We start from the raw sequence: 16,262 nt of genomic DNA on the forward strand, positions 1-16,262 counted from the left end.
GATCAGCGTTGAACGATTGGCACCGAAGGTCCGCCGCTGAGCACGCAAAATGATTCCTTGCGCGTGGGGACGCGCGAAATCTCCCGATGAGGGACGCCGGTTCGGCTAAGGGCGGCGTACAATGCCTGCTCAAGCGAGGGGTAAACCCTTCACCCTGACATGATGTCAGACCCTATTGGAGTTGGCATGGAGACCCAGATGCCCAGTAATGTCCATGCTCATACCCATAGCGGCAACACTCGGCATCTCGGCGGCGCAGGTGGCAAGGTCACCGATCCGGTCTGCGGCATGACGGTCGACCCGGCCAAGACTGCCCATCACGCAGACTATGACGGCGACAGCTATCATTTTTGCAGTGCCGGCTGCCGGAGCAAATTCATCGCAGCGCCCGAAACTTATCTCGGCGACAAACCTCGGGCCGAGCCGGATGCTGCTCCCGGAGCGGTCTGGATTTGCCCAATGCACCCTCAAATCCGGGAGGACGGTCCGGGAACCTGCCCGATTTGCGGCATGGCGCTTGAGCCGGAAAACCCGACGCTCGACACCGGCCCAAACCCCGAACTCACCGATTTCACGCGACGCGTCTGGGTGGCGGGGGTGTTGAGCGTGCCGTTGCTGGCGATTTCGATGGTGGCCGAGATGCTTGGCATCAGCTTCGTGCCGCCGACCTACTCGCCCTGGGTCCAGCTCGCACTCTCCGCACCCATCGTCCTGTGGGCGGGCGCGCCGTTCTTTCAGCGCGGCTGGACGTCGATCCGCACGCGCAACCTCAACATGTTTACGCTGGTCTCGCTCGGCGTGGGGGCTGCCTTCGCCTACAGTCTGGTGGCGACGATCGCGCCGGGGGTATTCCCACCCTCGTTCCGCATGCACGGGGTCATTCCCGTCTATTACGAGGCAGCAGGCGTGGTCGTGACGCTGGTGCTGCTCGGACAAGTGCTCGAACTGCGGGCACGCGCCGCGACCGGCCGTGCGATCCGCGCGCTGATGGATCTGGCGCCAAAGACAGCACGACGACTGCGCACGGATGGCAGCGAGGAAGACGTCCCGCTTTCCGACGTCGCGACCGGCGACAGGCTGCGCGTGCGGCCCGGTGAAGCATTGCCGGTCGATGGCGTGGTGGTCGACGGTCGATCGTCGGTCGATGAAGCGATGCTGACCGGCGAACCGGCACCGGTGCTCAAGGAGAAAGATGCGGCCGTGACCGGGGGGACGATCAACGGCACCGGGTCGCTGGTGATCGAGGCGCGTGCCGTCGGCGCCGACACCGTGCTGGCGCGGATCGTCACGATGGTCGCGGAGGCACAGCGCAGCCGCGCGCCGATCCAGGCGATTGCCGATCGTGTGTCGGGCTGGTTTGTGCCGCTGGTAGTGGGGATCGCGGTCCTCACGTTCATCGTCTGGAATCTGGTGGGGCCGGAGCCGCGCTTCGGGCATGCCTTGCTCAACGCCATCGCGGTGCTGATCATCGCCTGCCCCTGTGCGCTGGGGCTCGCCACGCCGATGTCGATCATGGTCGGCACCGGGCGCGGCGCGCGCGCCGGCGTGTTGATCAAGGATGCCGAGGCGTTGCAGATGATGGCCAACGTCGACACGCTGGTGATCGACAAGACCGGTACACTGACCGAGGGGCGCCCGAAGGTGACGGCGATTGAGCCCTATGACGGCTTCGACACGGGTTCGCTGCTCGCGGCGGCGGCTGCCGTGGAAGGCCAGTCGGAGCATCCGCTTGCCCATGCCATTGTCGTTGCGGCGCAGGAGGCAGAGCTCGACCTTGGGCCGCTCGATCACTTCGAATCACAAACCGGGATGGGCGTGAGCGGGCACGTCAATGGCAAGGATGTGGTCATCGGCAATGCCGCCCAGATGGAGCGCATTGGGGTCGATGCGGCGCCGCTGGCTGAAGTAGCGGAGCGCTATCGCCATGATGGCGCGGGCGTGATGCTGGTCGCGGTCGACGGCAAGCTCGCCGGGCTGCTCGCGGTAGCCGATCCCCTGCGCGAATCCGCCCGCGACGCCATTGCCGCCCTCAAGGCGGAAGGGTTGCGGATCGTCATGCTCACCGGCGATGCCGAGGGAACCGCGATTGCGGTGGCGAACGCCGTCGGCGGGATCGACGAGGTCCATGCCGAGCTCAAACCCGAAGACAAAGCGCGGATCATCGGCGAATTGAAGGCACAGGGTGCCAAGGTCGCGATGGCGGGCGATGGCATCAACGACGCGCCCGCGCTCGCCGCCGCAGATGTCGGTGTGGCGATGGGCACAGGAACCGATGTCGCGATCGAAAGCGCCGGGATGACGCTGACCAAGGGCGATCTGGCGGCGATGGTCCGCGCACGTCGACTGGCCCGCGCGACGATGCGCAATATACGTCAGAACCTGTTCTTCTCGTTCGTGTTCAACGGCATCGGTGTCCCGATCGCGGCCGGCGTGCTTTATCCGGTGACGGGCTTGCTCCTGTCTCCGATGATCGCGGGGGCGGCGATGGCGCTGTCGAGTTTCACCGTTGTGACCAACGCGCTGCGACTGAACCGGGCAAAGCTGTGACCATCGGGTAGGCATCTCAGGCGCGTGGCATCGCGCGGCGAATGATGCGTCCCATGAGGCGATCGGCTCAACCCCCGCACCTGCCCGTCGGGAAAGGGGATATCGCAACTATTGCGGAGTGATCTGGAGTTGCGTCAGCACGGCGTTGATCCAGGATTTCTCCGGGTTGGCCCAGCAGACACAAATTCAGACATTTTTTGTGTCGCGCTTTCTGGGAACAGCTGGATCAACCCGACCGATTACCGGCGACTATGGATACAGATTTTCTTGGAAAACAGCCGCTTGCTGGATGCCTCTGGACGAGTTCACGGTAGAAAATGGTGCCGGAAGAGGCACCAAAGGTGACCAACAAGTAACTGATTAAATTAGAAATTATCTATAGACCGCTCAAAAAGGCCCCCAAATAGGCCCCCACCGCGAAAATTTATTTCGATTGTCGCGCCGCCGACGATCCGAAAATCGCTCTAGGTCGTAGTCGATCATTCGACCTTTTTTGTCGAATTCCGAAGCGTCGTTCGCAAATGATGGTCAACGAAAAGTCCGTCGTGCGCCGGTCGTTTGTTTGCTTCCGAGATACGCGCCCACTCTGCTTCTAGCTGTGCTGGCGTTTTCGGTCGCGGTGGTCGCTTCGCCTTCTCGCGCGCGGCTTGGAGCTTGGCGAGGTGCAGCGGGGTGATATCGCTTTGGCGAAACCAGCAGGGGTTGCCGTGATCATCGGCCTCGAACGCAAATTCCCCGGCGCGGGCGCGCGTGTCGAGCTTGGCAGTGGTGGTGCCGATCAACGCGGCGGCGCGCTCGATGCTAAACCAATGCTCCGCACCGTCGAACCGGACCGGCGAAAGCTTGGCGGTCAGATTGCGCCGCCGCGTCATCCCGCGACCACGGCGTCGGGTTGCCCGCCCATAAGCGTGTTGATGTAGGCAAGTGCGAGATCGCGGCTGCGATATCGGCCATACGCTGCCATTTCTTGGCGCTCCACGATCGGGAAGGTGGAATAGATATAGCGGATATCGTCGCGGCTGGCGGCTGGGTTCGCCGGATCATAGACGCCGTAGAGGATGAAATAGAGCGCATCGAGCTTGGCGCGCAAATGCAAGCGGCGGTCTTCGTCCCATACGAACGGCGGCAGCACGTCGCCCGCCGCGTCCACATAGCTCATATAGCGAGCGAAGTGGGCCATGTCGTGCGCGGTATAGGTCAGCTCCAGTACCGCCGCCTTCACGATATCGGCGGCGCTTTTGGGGCCGAACGGGCGGGCGTAGTCTGCGGGCGGGATGACGGGGAGTTGTTCGACGAGATACCAATTGAGATGCGTGCTTTGCGCCTTTTGCCTCGTCACATAATCTAAAACCAAGGCGTTAAAATTCGCGAGCAAGAGGGCCTGATCCTCTACCGGGGCGTCACTCAACACCAAGGGTGCCGTATTACCAGCCGCGCGATTTGGGACAAATGATGCGATAAAGGTTCGGGCATCGGTTGCGCGAGCAATGTCCCGATAGGCAATCGTGGGGCCTTTCGCCGTGTCATTGGTCGCCACAATCCAAAATTGCGGCAAAGGCGAAAAGGTGTGATCGGCCTTCATGTCGGCGGTCACGTCGCCACTCAGCGCGGCATTGTGCAGGTTTTCTTCGTTCACCGTCACCGAAGCGGCACGATGATCAAATTGGTGAATCATTCGCCCGACGTACAGGGGCACCCACTCGCCATCCTTAGATTGCCAGCGGTTACCGCCGATCGGCCACGCACCTTCCTGTTCCTCCAATTCTAGCTTCGTTCGGAACAGGTGGCTGTCATTGGTCATATGAAACATAGTCGCGTACATTACCGGCCAAGCCTGAACCCGCGAAGGTCCGGATTTATCGACCAGTACTGGCAGTCGATCATAGATCGCGGTGGTCAGCGTCATGTCGCGCCGCGTTCGAAAAATCGGTGCGGTGCCGGTGTTCGGGTTGACGCGCGCAAAATCCGCCGCCGCGATAGGGAAGGCTTGATCGGGGTTTTTCCGTTCCTCCACCGACTGAAGGAAAAAGCCGCATTGTGCCGCCTGGAAAGTTCGATCGGGGCTGGCGATCATCGCGGCGAATTTGAAACGGCTGTCAACGTCCGGAAAGAAAGCCTCCAACGCGTATCGGGTGCGCCGGTTCTCGAAATCGAAAAGCGCTTTCAAGTGACCGCCGGTTGCCACCTTGCGGAAGAATTCGGACGCCGACAGGTCCGACGCGATGCCGCTCGGCGTCAACAGTCCTATCATCCCACCCGGTCGCACTAGCGAATGGGCACGTTCGACGAACAGGCTGTACAGGTTGATATCGCCCCGGCTTAGCAGGGGGTAATGGCCGGACTTGCGCGCGACGCGCAGCGTGTCGGCGGCGCGCCGATCCGCCTTTGCGAAATCGACGAACAGCGGATCGCCATCCGTCTTTAGCCTCAGAATCATCTTGGTACGATCGGACGCTTTTTGTGATCGCGCGATTTCCGGTCGCCGTGCCGCAAACCATTCGACCTGTTGCAGCTTGATCCGGTCCCACGGCGGGTTGCCGACAACGGCGTCGAAGCCCCCTTCCCGCCCCTTACTTGCCCAATTGCTCCACACCCCGGGAAAGGTGATTTGCCAGTTCAGGAAACGCTCTTCGCCGATCAGCGCGCGCGCCGCTGTCCAGATCGCGTGAAAGCGTTCGGCTTCGGCGGGCTTGGCGCGGTACGCTTCAGGGGCCTTTCGCCCGCGTGCAATTGGAATCGGTTCGCCGAATTGGCCGTCCAGCCATAGGCTGATCAGCGCCTTGTCCGCCCCCTTCAGGTCCAGCCAATCGAGCGCGTGCATGAAGCTGACAAAACCGTCCAGCGGCCCGGTTTGCGCTTCGACTTCATGCCACATATCGGCGGAGGTCTTGGCTTCGGCGATTTCGGCGTCGGTCAACGCTTCGATTCGTTGCATGACGGCGGCTTGGCGTTCGGCGTTGCGCAGCTCTTCCACGTAAAGCAATTCGCCACCCTTGCCCGCTTTGTCGATCGCATCGCGCACCCACAACCCGAACAGGCTATCCCCCGCCGCCAAGTGATGGTCGATAAAGCTGAGCGGAGCGCCCACCGTGAAGGTGTGCAGCCACAGTGACACCTTGGCGAGTTCGACCGCCATCGGGTTCTTGTCGGCCCCATAGACGCAGCGTTTGAGCACCATCCGCTTGACCAGCTGTGGGTCGTCCAATTGCTCTTCGCTAACGGTCCAGCGGGCATCCTCGGCATTGTGGCGGATGGTCGCGCGGACCTTGCGGATTTCCTCGGCAACGGGCGATTCGTAATCCAGCCCAGCCGTGTCGCGGGCAAGCGTGCGCGCTTCGTCGATCGCGTCCAGCGTGTGATTGGTCAGCCTATCGACAAGGCTAACGAGGAAATGGCCGGACCCCATTGCCGGGTCGCAGATTCGAAGCCGGGTGATTGCCTTGGCCGGATCGACCTTCTGCAATTGCGCGATGCGATAATCTTCGCTGTCCGCCGCCTTCAACCGACCTAATTCGGCTTTGAAGGCGGTCAGCGCGTCGGTGATCAGCGGTTCGAGCGTTTCGTCCAGGATCAACAGCACGAGGTCGTCGGGCGTGTAATAGCTGCCCGAATTTTTCCGCGCGAAGATATTGGGCCGGATATCGACCGCGCCCGCTTCGTCGCGGATCAGCTCGAATTCCAGCAATCGCTCATAGATCGAACCGAGTTGCTGCACCGACAAATCGCGATAATTGATGTAGCGCCGCCGCCCACCGTGTTGCTCGAACGACAGAATATCGATCGCTTCGGCCATCACGTCATCGCCAAGCGCAATCGCCTTCAATAACGGCGTCTTTTCGGCGTTGAACAGCCCGCCATTGTACGGCGGCAAGCCGACCGATGCGTCGCCAAGGTCGATCATCTCGGCAAGATTGGCGAAGTGATTCCAAATATTCTTCGCGACCGACGAAAACACGTCGCCTTCATCCTTGCGCCGCCCGATTTCCAGCCGCCGGTCGCGCAGCGCATAATCGTCGAAGCGCTTGTCACGCACCGGCAACAGGCCCCGGTCTTCGGCATACAGAACGAACAGCAATCGATAGAGCAGGATCAGCGTCGCTTGGCGCACGTCGTCCAGATCGGTCGCGGCGGGCGCGGCGCGGGCCACCGCCTTGCCCAGCGCCGGGTACAGCCGCGTAAACACAAGGTCCGACAAGCTTTTGGCGACCCGCTCCTCATAGAAAGCGGCTTCGCGGCGGGCTGTGTCGTGAAAGCTAGGGGCCTTCGCGCTCGCTCGCTCGAACGCCGTCCGCGAAAACATGGCGACGAACACCGCCAGCCAATGGTCGCGCTCCCCGTCGGTGACGCCGGTATCGAGCAAATCGCCGTCCAGCCGCATGATGCGCGCAAGGTCCAGCTCCAGATAATCGTCGATCGTCGAGCGCGCGCCCGAAAAATACAGCCGCCACTTGCTGCCATTGGTCAAAATCCCCCAGCGCAGATCGCCATTGGTCAGATCGTCGATCCGGCGAAGGTAGCGCAGCAATTGGGTTGAAGGTGTGTCCTTTTCGGTCTTGCCTTCGGCCCGGTCGAGCGCGCGGCCCCACCGCTTGCTTTCGATGATCGCTGCGCCGAATTGGTAACGCAGCCACTCTTGCGGATGCCCGTTCGCATTGGCCTTCGCCGCCGCGTCGATGAACAGCAAGCCGTCCGGCACGTCCAGCCGCCCGGTGGCAGACAGGTTCTGTTGCGTGAGATATTCGGTCCAGCCCAGCAACCCGAGGATTGGCCAGATCAAATCGCCTTCGGTGGTCGCTTCGTTCGGTTTGCTGGCATGCGGGAAGCCCGACAGAATCTTGGCGAGCGCCGATCGGGTGGCGGCGGGATCGACCGCGCGATACTGCCCGGTGTCCGTTATGCCCTTAGACAAATAGTCTTGCGTAAACAGCGCACCGGACGTGAACAGGCTAGGATCATTCATACGCGCACCAATGTTGACCGGTGATCGCCATGAATCCCCCCGATTTCAACGGACAGCTTAGCGGGGGCCATACCACGCGGGCAAGGTGGGTCAGGCCTTTCGCTGAATTGCCACGATCAGGGCGCGGACAGTCGGATCGTCCATAAGATCATTTGCTGAGTGCGACCTTCCCGCCGCGCGGATCAGTTCGCCTTGTCGATGCGTCGGGACGGTGCCGTAGCTGGTAAAGGTGGTCAGCACGTCGGCATGGCCAAGATTTTGCGACCATGCCTTCATGGCCTCCGCTGATAGGTCGAGCGACATGCCGAAACGCACCAGCATGTCGCGAAAGCTATGCGGATTGAAGTAGGGCAACCCCGCCGCCGCGAACGCACGCCGGAATATGTCGCGAATCGGCGATGTCGTGGTCCAGCCATTTCGGGATAGTTTGGTCGCAATAAAGCTCCCGCTTTCGTCCAGCCCCACGTGCGACGCCGGGAACAGCGGATCGCTGGCACTCCATAAATGATCGCGGGTCAGTTCCTCGCACCATGCCGCAAGGATCGCGAGCGCGTCGCCGCCGATGGGTTTGAAATAGGTTCGGAACGTCTTCGCGAATTTGGTCCGAACCGCTCGTGCATCCTGTTCGACATAGCCGCCCGCCAGATCGACGTGCCGGAGCTGGAACGATGAAAGCGCCCGTACTCGTGCGCCGGTCAATGCGGTGAACGCCAATAGCGCCCGGTCGCGCCGTTGCAGATCGGTAGCGACCGGCATCGCGGACAAGACATGGTGAACCTGTTCCAGCGTCGGCACCGGCTTTTCGCGCACCGCCGTGGCGACCGCCACATCCTTGTGACTGAGGTTGAAATAATCGGCATCGGCATATTGGATATGCGACTTGAAACCGGGAACGTGCGCCAGCCAAAAGAAGAAAGCCCGCAAGTCGCGCATGGTGGAATTGAGCGTCGCCTTGCTCAGTCGTTCGCCAGTCCGCGCGTTGGCGGCATCGGCAAGCTTGGCCTTGAACGCCATCGCCTGTTCGCGGTGAAATCGTTTGAAGTCGCGCGCCTTGGTCGATTCCTCGAACCGCGCAAGGGACTTGGCGACGCCATCGATCGTGGCTTCGTCCTGTCGTTTTGCGTCCACCAGGTAACGGAAGTAATCGCGCTTGATCCGCTCATTTGCCGCGTTGTGTTTCATCATGTCGTCGGTTGCCTTTCCACTTCACTGTTTAGGGAGGGCGGAGCGCTCCCCTTTAACCTGATCTATTCACCGGCAGCGTTTCTCAGCCGATGGGTCAGCGCAGGCGTCGTGTAGCCGCAGGCAGGGCGCATGGGTCCCAAGCGCCTGTCTCATCGCGGGTTCACAGTTTGGGGCGGAGTTGATGGGCGGGGTTCGTTTGGCGGCCACTGCCGCATCGATCATGGTCCCGTGGTGCGCAAGTTGAGCGCGATGGATCGGAACAGCGCGGCATCGGGACAGGCGCTTGCGAAGGCGATGCGGATGCGGCTGGTGGTTTCGACGACGCGCGCGGCGACCTTGAGCAGCCGCAGGCGGATGGTCGCGAACTCGGCGGTGCGGAGCGTGGCGGTTGCGGGCATAGCGTGCCGCACGGCCCACATCAGCCAGTAGGCGGCGGTGTGAAGGATGAGCCGCATCTGATTGGCGTTGGCCGAGCAGCAGGAGGTTCGGTCGCTCTTCAGCTGCGTTTTATGCAGCTTGATCAAGTTTTCCGCCTGGCCGCGGGCGCAGTAAAGCGTGTCATAGATCCGTTCAGCGCTGCCCTCGGCAAGCGAGGTGACAACGAGGCGGATGTCGAGGCCGAGGCTGCTCGCCTCGATGCGAGCAACGACGCGACGTTCGGTATTCCCCCAGGTTTTCGCAGCGTAGCGCGTCTCTGCGTAACGCCTTAGTTCGACCAGTCCCTGCAATGCCCGGTCGGTCGCGCAGGCATCGCCTTCCCGAACGATGACGGGATCGGCGTGGAGCGTGCGGTTGCCGGGCAGCCCGAAGATGTAGTCGATTCCGTTCGCCTCGCACCAGGCCATCGGCTCTGGCCGACCGTAATGACCATCGCCGCGCAGCGTGATCCGGGTATCGGGCCAGTGGCGACGGATACGTCGCACGAGCCGGCGAACATGGCCGGCGACTTCCTTGCCCGACGGCGTTTTGCCGGTGCGCAGCAGCATCGCAACCGGCCGCCCGGTAGCGGTGTCGTAGACATGGATCGGCAGGAAGCAGCGCTCGCCGTAGTGGCCGTTCCAGAAAGAGAGCTGCTGCGCGCCGTGTACGACGTCGACGGTATCATCGATGTCGAGCGTCACCGCCGCAGGTGGCACGGGGTAGCTCGCGCAATAAAGGTCGACCAGCGTACCGGTCAGACGGATCAACTCGCGCGTAGTCGGCGCGTTTTCCCACCGGCTCATCGTCGGCTGGCTGGCCAGCCCGAACGGATCACCCGGCAGTTTGCCGAGCGCCAGCTTGAACCCTGGATCATGCCGCAGGGCGTCGAGATCATTGGCGTCTTCATACCCACACGAGATCGCGAGCATGCGGGCGCGCAAGATGTCGGCGACCCGGTGGATCACCCGACCCTGATCGCGCGGATCAGCGATGCAGGCGGCGAGCCGATCCGCGATCCCCAACCGCCGCTCGGCCTGTGCGAGCAGTAGCACGCCGCCGTCCGACGTCAGCCGACCGCCGTCGAACGCGGCGGTGATTTTTCGACCACGAATGGCTGGGAAGGTGAAGGAGAACCCACTATCGTCGGCCATGGCGGTCGTGGCACTTTCTGTCTGGAGCAGAGGGATGGCGTAAGCACCCTTTCTCTACTCCAAACCAAAGACTTAGACCACGATCGCCACCACCGATTATCGCTCCCGATGAATAATCCGGGTTAAGCGTGGCGTTACCTCCAGAATCCGAATGTCGATCGCGGGCATGATCCGGTGCAGATCGGCACGGCGGGCGCGGCGGTGCATCATCCCCCCGCACGTCTCACACAGCGCGCGGAGGTTGCCGCTGGCGGTAGTAAGCGGGACATAATCGACCATTCCCAGCGCGGGCGCGCAAGGTACGCGGCATCGGAAACAGTATATCAAACCTGACCCGCACGGTCGCTTACGATCAGCATTTCTCTTGCTTAGGAACGCGCGGACAGCGGCCCCTTGGAACAGCATCGGATTGGCCTTATCGATCGGCTTAAGGCCAGCGCGCTGCCATTCGCGGACTGTGTTGGCGTGAACCTTCAGGCACGCCGACAATTCCGGCACGCTGTAGCTACGGTGGAGCTTCACGCGATAAGGGTTTGCACGGCGGGTCGCCATCGCGGTGCCCTTCAACCCTGCCCGTCGATCAGTCGGCGGATTGACTCGGCTTTAACCAGAGTCCGGCGACCTAGCTTGAACGCTTCGAGCTTGCCCTCCGCAATAAGCGCGTAAATCGACGTTCGCCCAAGGCTAAGCGCTTTTGCGGTGTCGTTAATTGAGACTGCCAAAGGTTCCATGATTGTCGCTCCATTGCCCGCATGAACACCAGCGGACGCGACGGATCATTTCTGCCATGCGAAGTTTCGCGGCTAGTTTCGCGGCGATTGCGCGGCAGATTTCGGCGAAATTACTTTGGCCCTGTTTTTCTTGGTCCCATCAAATCTCGCACCCGGTCGCGCGAAATGTGATTGCTGGGATATGCGGCCCTCACCAGTGTTAGCAATTCAGCCTCGCTCAACGACTCGCGAACTTTGGATTTTTTCTCCCACCAGTCCTTCAGCGACGCTTCCGCTAACGCCAACTTAACTTGCAGTGGCGCGGCATCGGCGGGGGGCGTCTGAAAGCGTGGCGGCACCATGGCGTTGAGCGATTCGTGGTGGAAATACACATTTGTGAGGGTGATCGAGCGTATTCCATCGGGCGATCGACCCCGCCCGGAAAACTGACCGATCTCCCAATCTTGCGCGCTCGACCCGCCCGATGTGAAGCCTTCCCAAAACCAGACAGGGATATCCCATTCGCGTCGCTCCCAAATACATTGCACTTCATATCGGTCGCCTTTGAACGCCTCAGCGCGGACCGCGCGAGCGATTAGGAAACCGAGCCGAGCTTGTTGAATTAGCGCCATTCCGGCTTTCGCAGGATTTACTCCCGCTTCATTATAAGCAAATTGTCGGGCGGCTTTAGCCGAGACCCAATTCGCATTTCCGGCAACTGACAAGGAGCGTGCCACGACACCGCGACGCTCGAATGGCAGCATCTCCAGTACCTCCGACAAGCCGAATGTCACTCCGAACGCTCGCCAATGCGCCGAGTGGTCGATCCACGTCGCAAAGTCGCCCGATACCCAATCTTGTTCGAGCGCCTCGTGCCCATCCGCCCACCAAAAATCTTGCGGTACTAGCGCATCGTCATGCCGATCATCATCGACCATCAATAAGCGGGCGCGAGATTTGATTAGCCCCGCTCGAAGCCGCCCGCAAAGCGCCATGCTTGATCCTGCTAGTTCAAGCGCCTGCGCCGCACTGACCCAATGTTCCGTCATCCAGTTAAGTAACCAGCGCGGGTCACTGACCGCAAGCGCGTCCTACGGAAGGCGGGCAAATCGCGTGTCAGGGAAAGCGATCACAAACGTCCGGGAATGGTGGGAAACGGTCCGGCGGCTTTCCGAAATTCGATCACCTTTAGCGGACGTTGCCGACGTCATCGATCACAGGTAAATCGCGCGGATGCGCTGGAAAAACACCCCGGAGGACGAGGCGACGAGGCAGGCCATGGGGAAGGCTCTGGCGTTAGTATTTATACCGGCAGGCCTCATAATCTTTGGCCTGATCTATATAGTATCGCCGCGACGCGAGCCGACTTCTCAAGCGTGGGCAAATGGCACCTATGTAAACGCCTGTTGTCCGCCTGTAGTGCTGCAAAATGGACTTTTAGTCTCGGGGAATAATAAGGCTCATTACAGAGTCTATTACAATGATACAGGCTACTTTATATCTGTGGATCGCAAAATAGGCGTGAAGGACTCTGAGATTACCTTGTCCGGATACGCAGATTATGTGCCATTCAACAACAATAGCGAAGCACGACCAGCCATTCATAACGCAGAGGCATTGCATCTTTTTGGGGTCAGCGATTTCACCGACTACAGGTTTGTGAAAAAATAAGGCAATCTAAAACGTCCGCAATCGGGTGCAAATTAGATCATTCTGAGCGGCGAAAACTGGGCGGCAGCCGCCGGTCCGCTTTCCCAACCACTACCGGACATTCCCGCCGTTTGCGCGATCCGGAAGGCGTAGAACAGTCGCGCCGTCTCGCAATGTGTCTAGATGATCGCTCCACCATTGCGCCATCTCAACCCGTTCCGCCCAGTGCGCGCCCCGGTGATACGCAGCGCGGACTTGATTGGCCTCGGCATGTGACAACGCGCGTTCGATCGTGTCGGGATTCCACTTGCCGCTTTCATTCAAGAGCGTCGATGCGGTGGAGCGGAAGCCGTGCGCAGTCATCACGTCCGCGCCAAACCCCATCCGCCGCAACGCTTGGTTGATCGCGTTTTCGCACATTGGTTTGAGCGGCGACCCGAGCTTCGGGAATACGTATTTACTGTTCGCTGAAAGTGCGGCGGCTTCACGCAATATAGTGACGGCTTGGCGCGACAACGGCACGCGGTGCGGCTGGCGTTGCTTCATCCGCGCCGCCGGGATCGTCCAGACCGCCGCGTCGAAGTCGATTTCGCTCCACTCGGCTTGCCGCACTTCGCCGGGACGCTGGAACACGTTGGCGGTGAAGCGCATCGCCAGCGTTGTGATCGGCTGGCCGGAATAATCAATTATCGCGCGCAGCAACCCACCGAATGCGATCGGATCAATAATGGCGGCATGGTGCTTTGCAACTGGCGAGACTAGCGCACCCTGAAGCGGCTGCGCGGGGTCGCTGGTAGCGCGGGCGGTGGCCACCGCGTAACGAAACACGCGGCTGGAAAAGGATCGTAACCGCCGCGCCGTCTCGCGCTGTCCCGCGCGCTCCGATTTGCGCAGGACCGCCAGCAATTCGTGCGGTGTGATCTCAGCAATGGGGCGCGTGCCCAGCGACGGGGAAAGCTTCGACAACAGCCACCGCGTTTTCGCGACCGTCACTTCGGCCCGCCCTTCGGCCTCCAGCTTGTCGATATACTCGTCGGCAATTGCGGCAAAGGTGTTCGCGGTTGCGACCCGTTGCGCGATTCGCGCCTCTCGCTTTGCCAGCGCCGGGTCGCTGCCCGCTTGCGCCGCTTTGCGTGCTTCGTCGCGTTTCGTCCGCGCGTCCTTCAAACTGACTTCGGGATAGGACCCTAGCGCAAGCTTCTTTTCCTTGCCGCCGATCCGGTACTTCAGCCGCCAGAGCTTTGACCCGGTGGTGGTTACGAGAAGGTAGAGGCCCTTTTCATCGGCCAGCTTGCGGTCGCTTTCCCCTGCTTTCACCAGCCGGATCGCCGTGTCGGTCAACGCCATGTTCGTCCCTTTCGCATCGGTGCGAATGGCCGCTGGCGAAAGGCCCCCAAAAAGGCCCCCACTTTTCCGCGATTGTCGGCGAACGCCAGCAACCGGGAGCGGTCAATGCGAGGGATAAACTAGTGGATTTCTGCGGTTTTTTCAACCTTTCGCGGGCATCGACGAATAGGGAAATGGTGCCCGGAAGAGGACTCGAACCTCCACGCCCTTGCGAGCGCCAGCACCTGAAGCTGGTGCGTCTACCAATTCCGCCATCCGGGCACGAGAGTGTCGAGGCACGAAGGCCGTAAACATCCGGTAGGGAGCGGCCCTTAAGGCCGCGGACTTGGCCTTGTCAACACGTGGCGTGCTGGGGCAAGGGTCCGCGACCGGGATTTTTTACGCCAAGGGTACAGCGCACATGAAGGACAGATTGGTTACGCTGATCGGCGGCGGGGGGTTTCTCGGCCGTTACGTCGCGCAGGCGTTGCTCGCGCGCGGGGCACGGGTGCGAATCGCGCAACGTGATCCGCGGCGGGCCTTTTTCCTGAAGCCGCTGGGTGGCCTTGGTCAGACGCAATTCGTCGCGGCCGACCTGTCAAAGCCCGAATCGATCGCTCATGCGGTCGCGGGGTCGGACGCCGTGGTCAATCTGGTCGGAATCCTGAACGGAAATTTCCAGAAGATTCAGGTCGAGGGTGCACGAATCGTTGCCGAGGCCGCAGCGCAGGCCAGTGTCGGCGCGTTGGTCCATGTCTCCGCGATCGGGGCAGATCCAGCGTCGGACTCGGCCTATGGCCGCTCCAAGGGCGAAGGCGAGGCGGCGGTGCGCGCGGCATTCCCGGCGGCGACGATCCTGCGGCCGTCGATTGTTTTCGGGCGCGAAGATCAGTTCGTCAATCGCTTCGCCGCGATGATCGCGAGCGCGCCGGTCGTGCCGGTGCTACGCGCCGGCACCAAATTCCAGCCGGTTTATGTCGGGGATGTGGCCGAGGCGGTGGTGGCGGCGTTGGCGTACCCTGAGCTGGCAGCGGGCAAGACGCTCGAGCTCGGCGGCCCGGATATCTTGTCGATGGGTGCGCTTGTGCGCTGGATCGCCAAGGCTACCGGTCGCAAGCGGGCGATCATCGAATTGCCCGACGCGATCGGTGCGGCAATTGCCACCTTGGGCTTTCTGCCCGGTGCGCCGATCACGGCGGACCAGTGGAAGATGTTGGCAAACGACAATGTCGTTGCGGGCACCGATGGGCTAAAGTCGCTCGGCATCACACCGACCCCGCTCGATGCGGTCGCAAGCGGCTGGCTCGTACGCTACCGCAAGGGTGGCCGCTTCGCGGCACCGACGGCCGAATGAGCAAGGCTCGATAGGGGACTTTCGTGATCGACATCATCAGCATCATCCTGCTCGGCATCGTCGAGGGGGTGACGGAATTCCTGCCGGTCTCCTCGACCGGGCATTTGATTCTCGCGACCAAATTGCTGGGTTACGATGCCGAGAAATGGGCGGTGTTCAACATCGTGATCCAATTGGGGTCGATCCTGGCGATCGTCGTGCTGTATTGGCGGACGTTCTGGGCGGTTGGTCTGGGGCTGTTGAAGCGCGACCCGGTATCGATCCGTTTCGTGCGCAACGTGCTGGTGGCGTTCGTGCCCGCCGCCGTGATTGGCCTCGCGATCCACAAATATATCGAAGCCCTGCTCGGGAACGCCGAGGTCGTGTCGATCGCGCTGATCGTCGGCGGTTTCGCGATCATCGCGGTCGAGCGCTTTGCGCCCAAGAGCGACATCGTCGGGGTCGCCGATATCCCGCTCGGCAAGGTCGTCGGGATCGGCTTTCTGCAATGTATGGCGATGGTGCCGGGGGTGAGCCGGTCGGGCGCGACGATCCTGGGTGCGCTCGCATTGGGGGTCGAGCGGCGGACGGCGGCGGAATTCAGCTTTTTCCTCGCGATCCCGACGATGCTCGGCGCGACCACGCTCGAACTGGTCAAGAATCGCGAGGCGTTGATGAGCGGGAGCGGGGTTGGCTTCGGCGCGATCGCGCTCGGCTTTGCGGTCGCCTTCCTTGTCGCGGTGATCGTCGTGAAGGGGTTCGTCGGCGTGGTCACGCGCTACGGCTTCGTGCCGTTCGCCTGGTACCGCATCGTCGCCGGAACCGCAGCACTGATCTGGCTTGCTACATTATAGTCTCATTTCGGACCTATTAATGATAGAGATGATCGCCGCGACCGCCGCCGGGGTAAGCGACCTGCTCAAATAGGTCAGCATTACTGACTAGAAATACGTTTTGTGCGTGACAGCGCCAAATATTGA

At 61.4% G+C, this 16,262-nt stretch carries 11 protein-coding genes and 1 tRNA gene; 4 read left to right on the top strand and 8 right to left on the bottom strand.

All coding sequences use genetic code 11. The features are described 5' to 3' along the window. Positions 1-186: 186 nt before the first annotated feature. Positions 187-2,547 carry a heavy metal translocating P-type ATPase gene (locus tag HMP06_RS10400; RefSeq protein ID WP_269473364.1) on the top strand — a complete coding sequence of 787 codons (2,361 nt, stop codon included), beginning with the start codon at positions 187-189 and terminating at the stop codon, positions 2,545-2,547. Between the two features lie 479 nt (positions 2,548-3,026). On the opposite strand, the gene HMP06_RS10405 is transcribed toward HMP06_RS10400, so the two are convergent. The 6 genes from HMP06_RS10405 to HMP06_RS10430 all read right to left on the bottom strand — a co-directional run bounded on the left by HMP06_RS10405 (position 3,027) and on the right by HMP06_RS10430 (position 12,022). Then, the gene (locus tag HMP06_RS10405) at positions 3,027-3,419 is read right to left on the bottom strand and encodes a hypothetical protein (protein WP_176497024.1); all 393 of its coding nucleotides are present in this window, start codon (positions 3,417-3,419) and stop codon (positions 3,027-3,029) included. Continuing rightward, positions 3,416-7,507 carry an Eco57I restriction-modification methylase domain-containing protein gene (locus HMP06_RS10410; RefSeq protein ID WP_176497025.1) on the bottom strand — a complete coding sequence of 1,364 codons (4,092 nt, stop codon included), beginning with the start codon at positions 7,505-7,507 and terminating at the stop codon, positions 3,416-3,418. Before HMP06_RS10410 ends, HMP06_RS10405 begins: the two co-directional genes overlap by 4 nt. A 90-nt stretch (positions 7,508-7,597) precedes the next feature. Then, on the bottom strand, positions 7,598-8,692 hold the full coding sequence (locus HMP06_RS10415) for a tyrosine-type recombinase/integrase (RefSeq protein ID WP_176497026.1): 1,095 nt from the start codon (positions 8,690-8,692) through the stop codon (positions 7,598-7,600). A 218-nt stretch (positions 8,693-8,910) separates the two neighbouring features. Further along, positions 8,911-10,263 (bottom strand): IS1380 family transposase, encoded by a 1,353-nt coding sequence (locus HMP06_RS10420; RefSeq protein ID WP_176495742.1) that lies wholly within the window; start codon positions 10,261-10,263, stop codon positions 8,911-8,913. A 563-nt stretch (positions 10,264-10,826) separates the two neighbouring features. Further along, positions 10,827-10,994, bottom strand: a complete 168-nt coding sequence (locus HMP06_RS10425; protein WP_176497027.1) for a helix-turn-helix domain-containing protein — start codon at positions 10,992-10,994, stop codon at positions 10,827-10,829. A 110-nt stretch (positions 10,995-11,104) separates the two neighbouring features. Beyond that, positions 11,105-12,022 carry a hypothetical protein gene (locus HMP06_RS10430; protein ID WP_176497028.1) on the bottom strand — a complete coding sequence of 306 codons (918 nt, stop codon included), beginning with the start codon at positions 12,020-12,022 and terminating at the stop codon, positions 11,105-11,107. Positions 12,023-12,206: 184 nt separating this feature from the next. Here HMP06_RS10430 and HMP06_RS10435 point away from each other — a divergent pair, with 184 nt between their 5' ends. After that, entirely contained in the window at positions 12,207-12,644 is a 438-nt protein-coding gene (locus HMP06_RS10435; RefSeq protein WP_176497029.1) for a hypothetical protein, read from the top strand. A 90-nt stretch (positions 12,645-12,734) separates the two neighbouring features. Here HMP06_RS10435 and HMP06_RS10440 read toward each other — a convergent pair whose 3' ends face one another. Together HMP06_RS10440 and HMP06_RS10445 are read right to left on the bottom strand one after the other, a co-directional pair. Further along, complete coding sequence (locus HMP06_RS10440) at positions 12,735-13,970, bottom strand: tyrosine-type recombinase/integrase (RefSeq protein WP_176497030.1); 1,236 nt, start codon at positions 13,968-13,970, stop codon at positions 12,735-12,737. Positions 13,971-14,144: 174 nt separating this feature from the next. Next, positions 14,145-14,231 (bottom strand) — tRNA-Leu (locus HMP06_RS10445). A 139-nt stretch (positions 14,232-14,370) separates the two neighbouring features. On the opposite strand from HMP06_RS10445, the gene HMP06_RS10450 reads away from it, so the two are divergent. Then, a complete protein-coding gene (locus tag HMP06_RS10450; RefSeq protein ID WP_176497031.1) occupies positions 14,371-15,303 on the top strand; it encodes a complex I NDUFA9 subunit family protein in 933 nt (310 codons plus the stop codon). 23 nt (positions 15,304-15,326) lie between these two features. After that, complete coding sequence (locus HMP06_RS10455; protein ID WP_176497032.1) at positions 15,327-16,136, top strand: undecaprenyl-diphosphate phosphatase; 810 nt, start codon at positions 15,327-15,329, stop codon at positions 16,134-16,136. The last annotated feature ends 126 nt before the right edge of the window (positions 16,137-16,262 follow it).

Source organism: Sphingomonas sp. HMP6, from assembly GCF_013374095.1.
Classification (GTDB): domain Bacteria; phylum Pseudomonadota; class Alphaproteobacteria; order Sphingomonadales; family Sphingomonadaceae; genus Sphingomonas.

Excerpts from the sequence above, each read along its gene's own strand:
- HMP06_RS10400 (WP_269473364.1), top strand. The coding sequence starts at position 187 with ATGGAGACCCAGATGCCCAGTAATGTCCATGCTCATACCCATAGCGGC.
- HMP06_RS10405 (WP_176497024.1), bottom strand. The coding sequence starts at position 3,419 with ATGACGCGGCGGCGCAATCTGACCGCCAAGCTTTCGCCGGTCCGGTTC.
- HMP06_RS10410 (WP_176497025.1), bottom strand. The coding sequence starts at position 7,507 with ATGAATGATCCTAGCCTGTTCACGTCCGGTGCGCTGTTTACGCAAGAC.
- HMP06_RS10415 (WP_176497026.1), bottom strand. The coding sequence starts at position 8,692 with ATGATGAAACACAACGCGGCAAATGAGCGGATCAAGCGCGATTACTTC.
- HMP06_RS10420 (WP_176495742.1), bottom strand. The coding sequence starts at position 10,263 with ATGGCCGACGATAGTGGGTTCTCCTTCACCTTCCCAGCCATTCGTGGT.
- HMP06_RS10425 (WP_176497027.1), bottom strand. The coding sequence starts at position 10,994 with ATGGAACCTTTGGCAGTCTCAATTAACGACACCGCAAAAGCGCTTAGC.
- HMP06_RS10430 (WP_176497028.1), bottom strand. The coding sequence starts at position 12,022 with ATGACGGAACATTGGGTCAGTGCGGCGCAGGCGCTTGAACTAGCAGGA.
- HMP06_RS10435 (WP_176497029.1), top strand. The coding sequence starts at position 12,207 with ATGCGCTGGAAAAACACCCCGGAGGACGAGGCGACGAGGCAGGCCATG.
- HMP06_RS10440 (WP_176497030.1), bottom strand. The coding sequence starts at position 13,970 with ATGGCGTTGACCGACACGGCGATCCGGCTGGTGAAAGCAGGGGAAAGC.
- HMP06_RS10450 (WP_176497031.1), top strand. The coding sequence starts at position 14,371 with ATGAAGGACAGATTGGTTACGCTGATCGGCGGCGGGGGGTTTCTCGGC.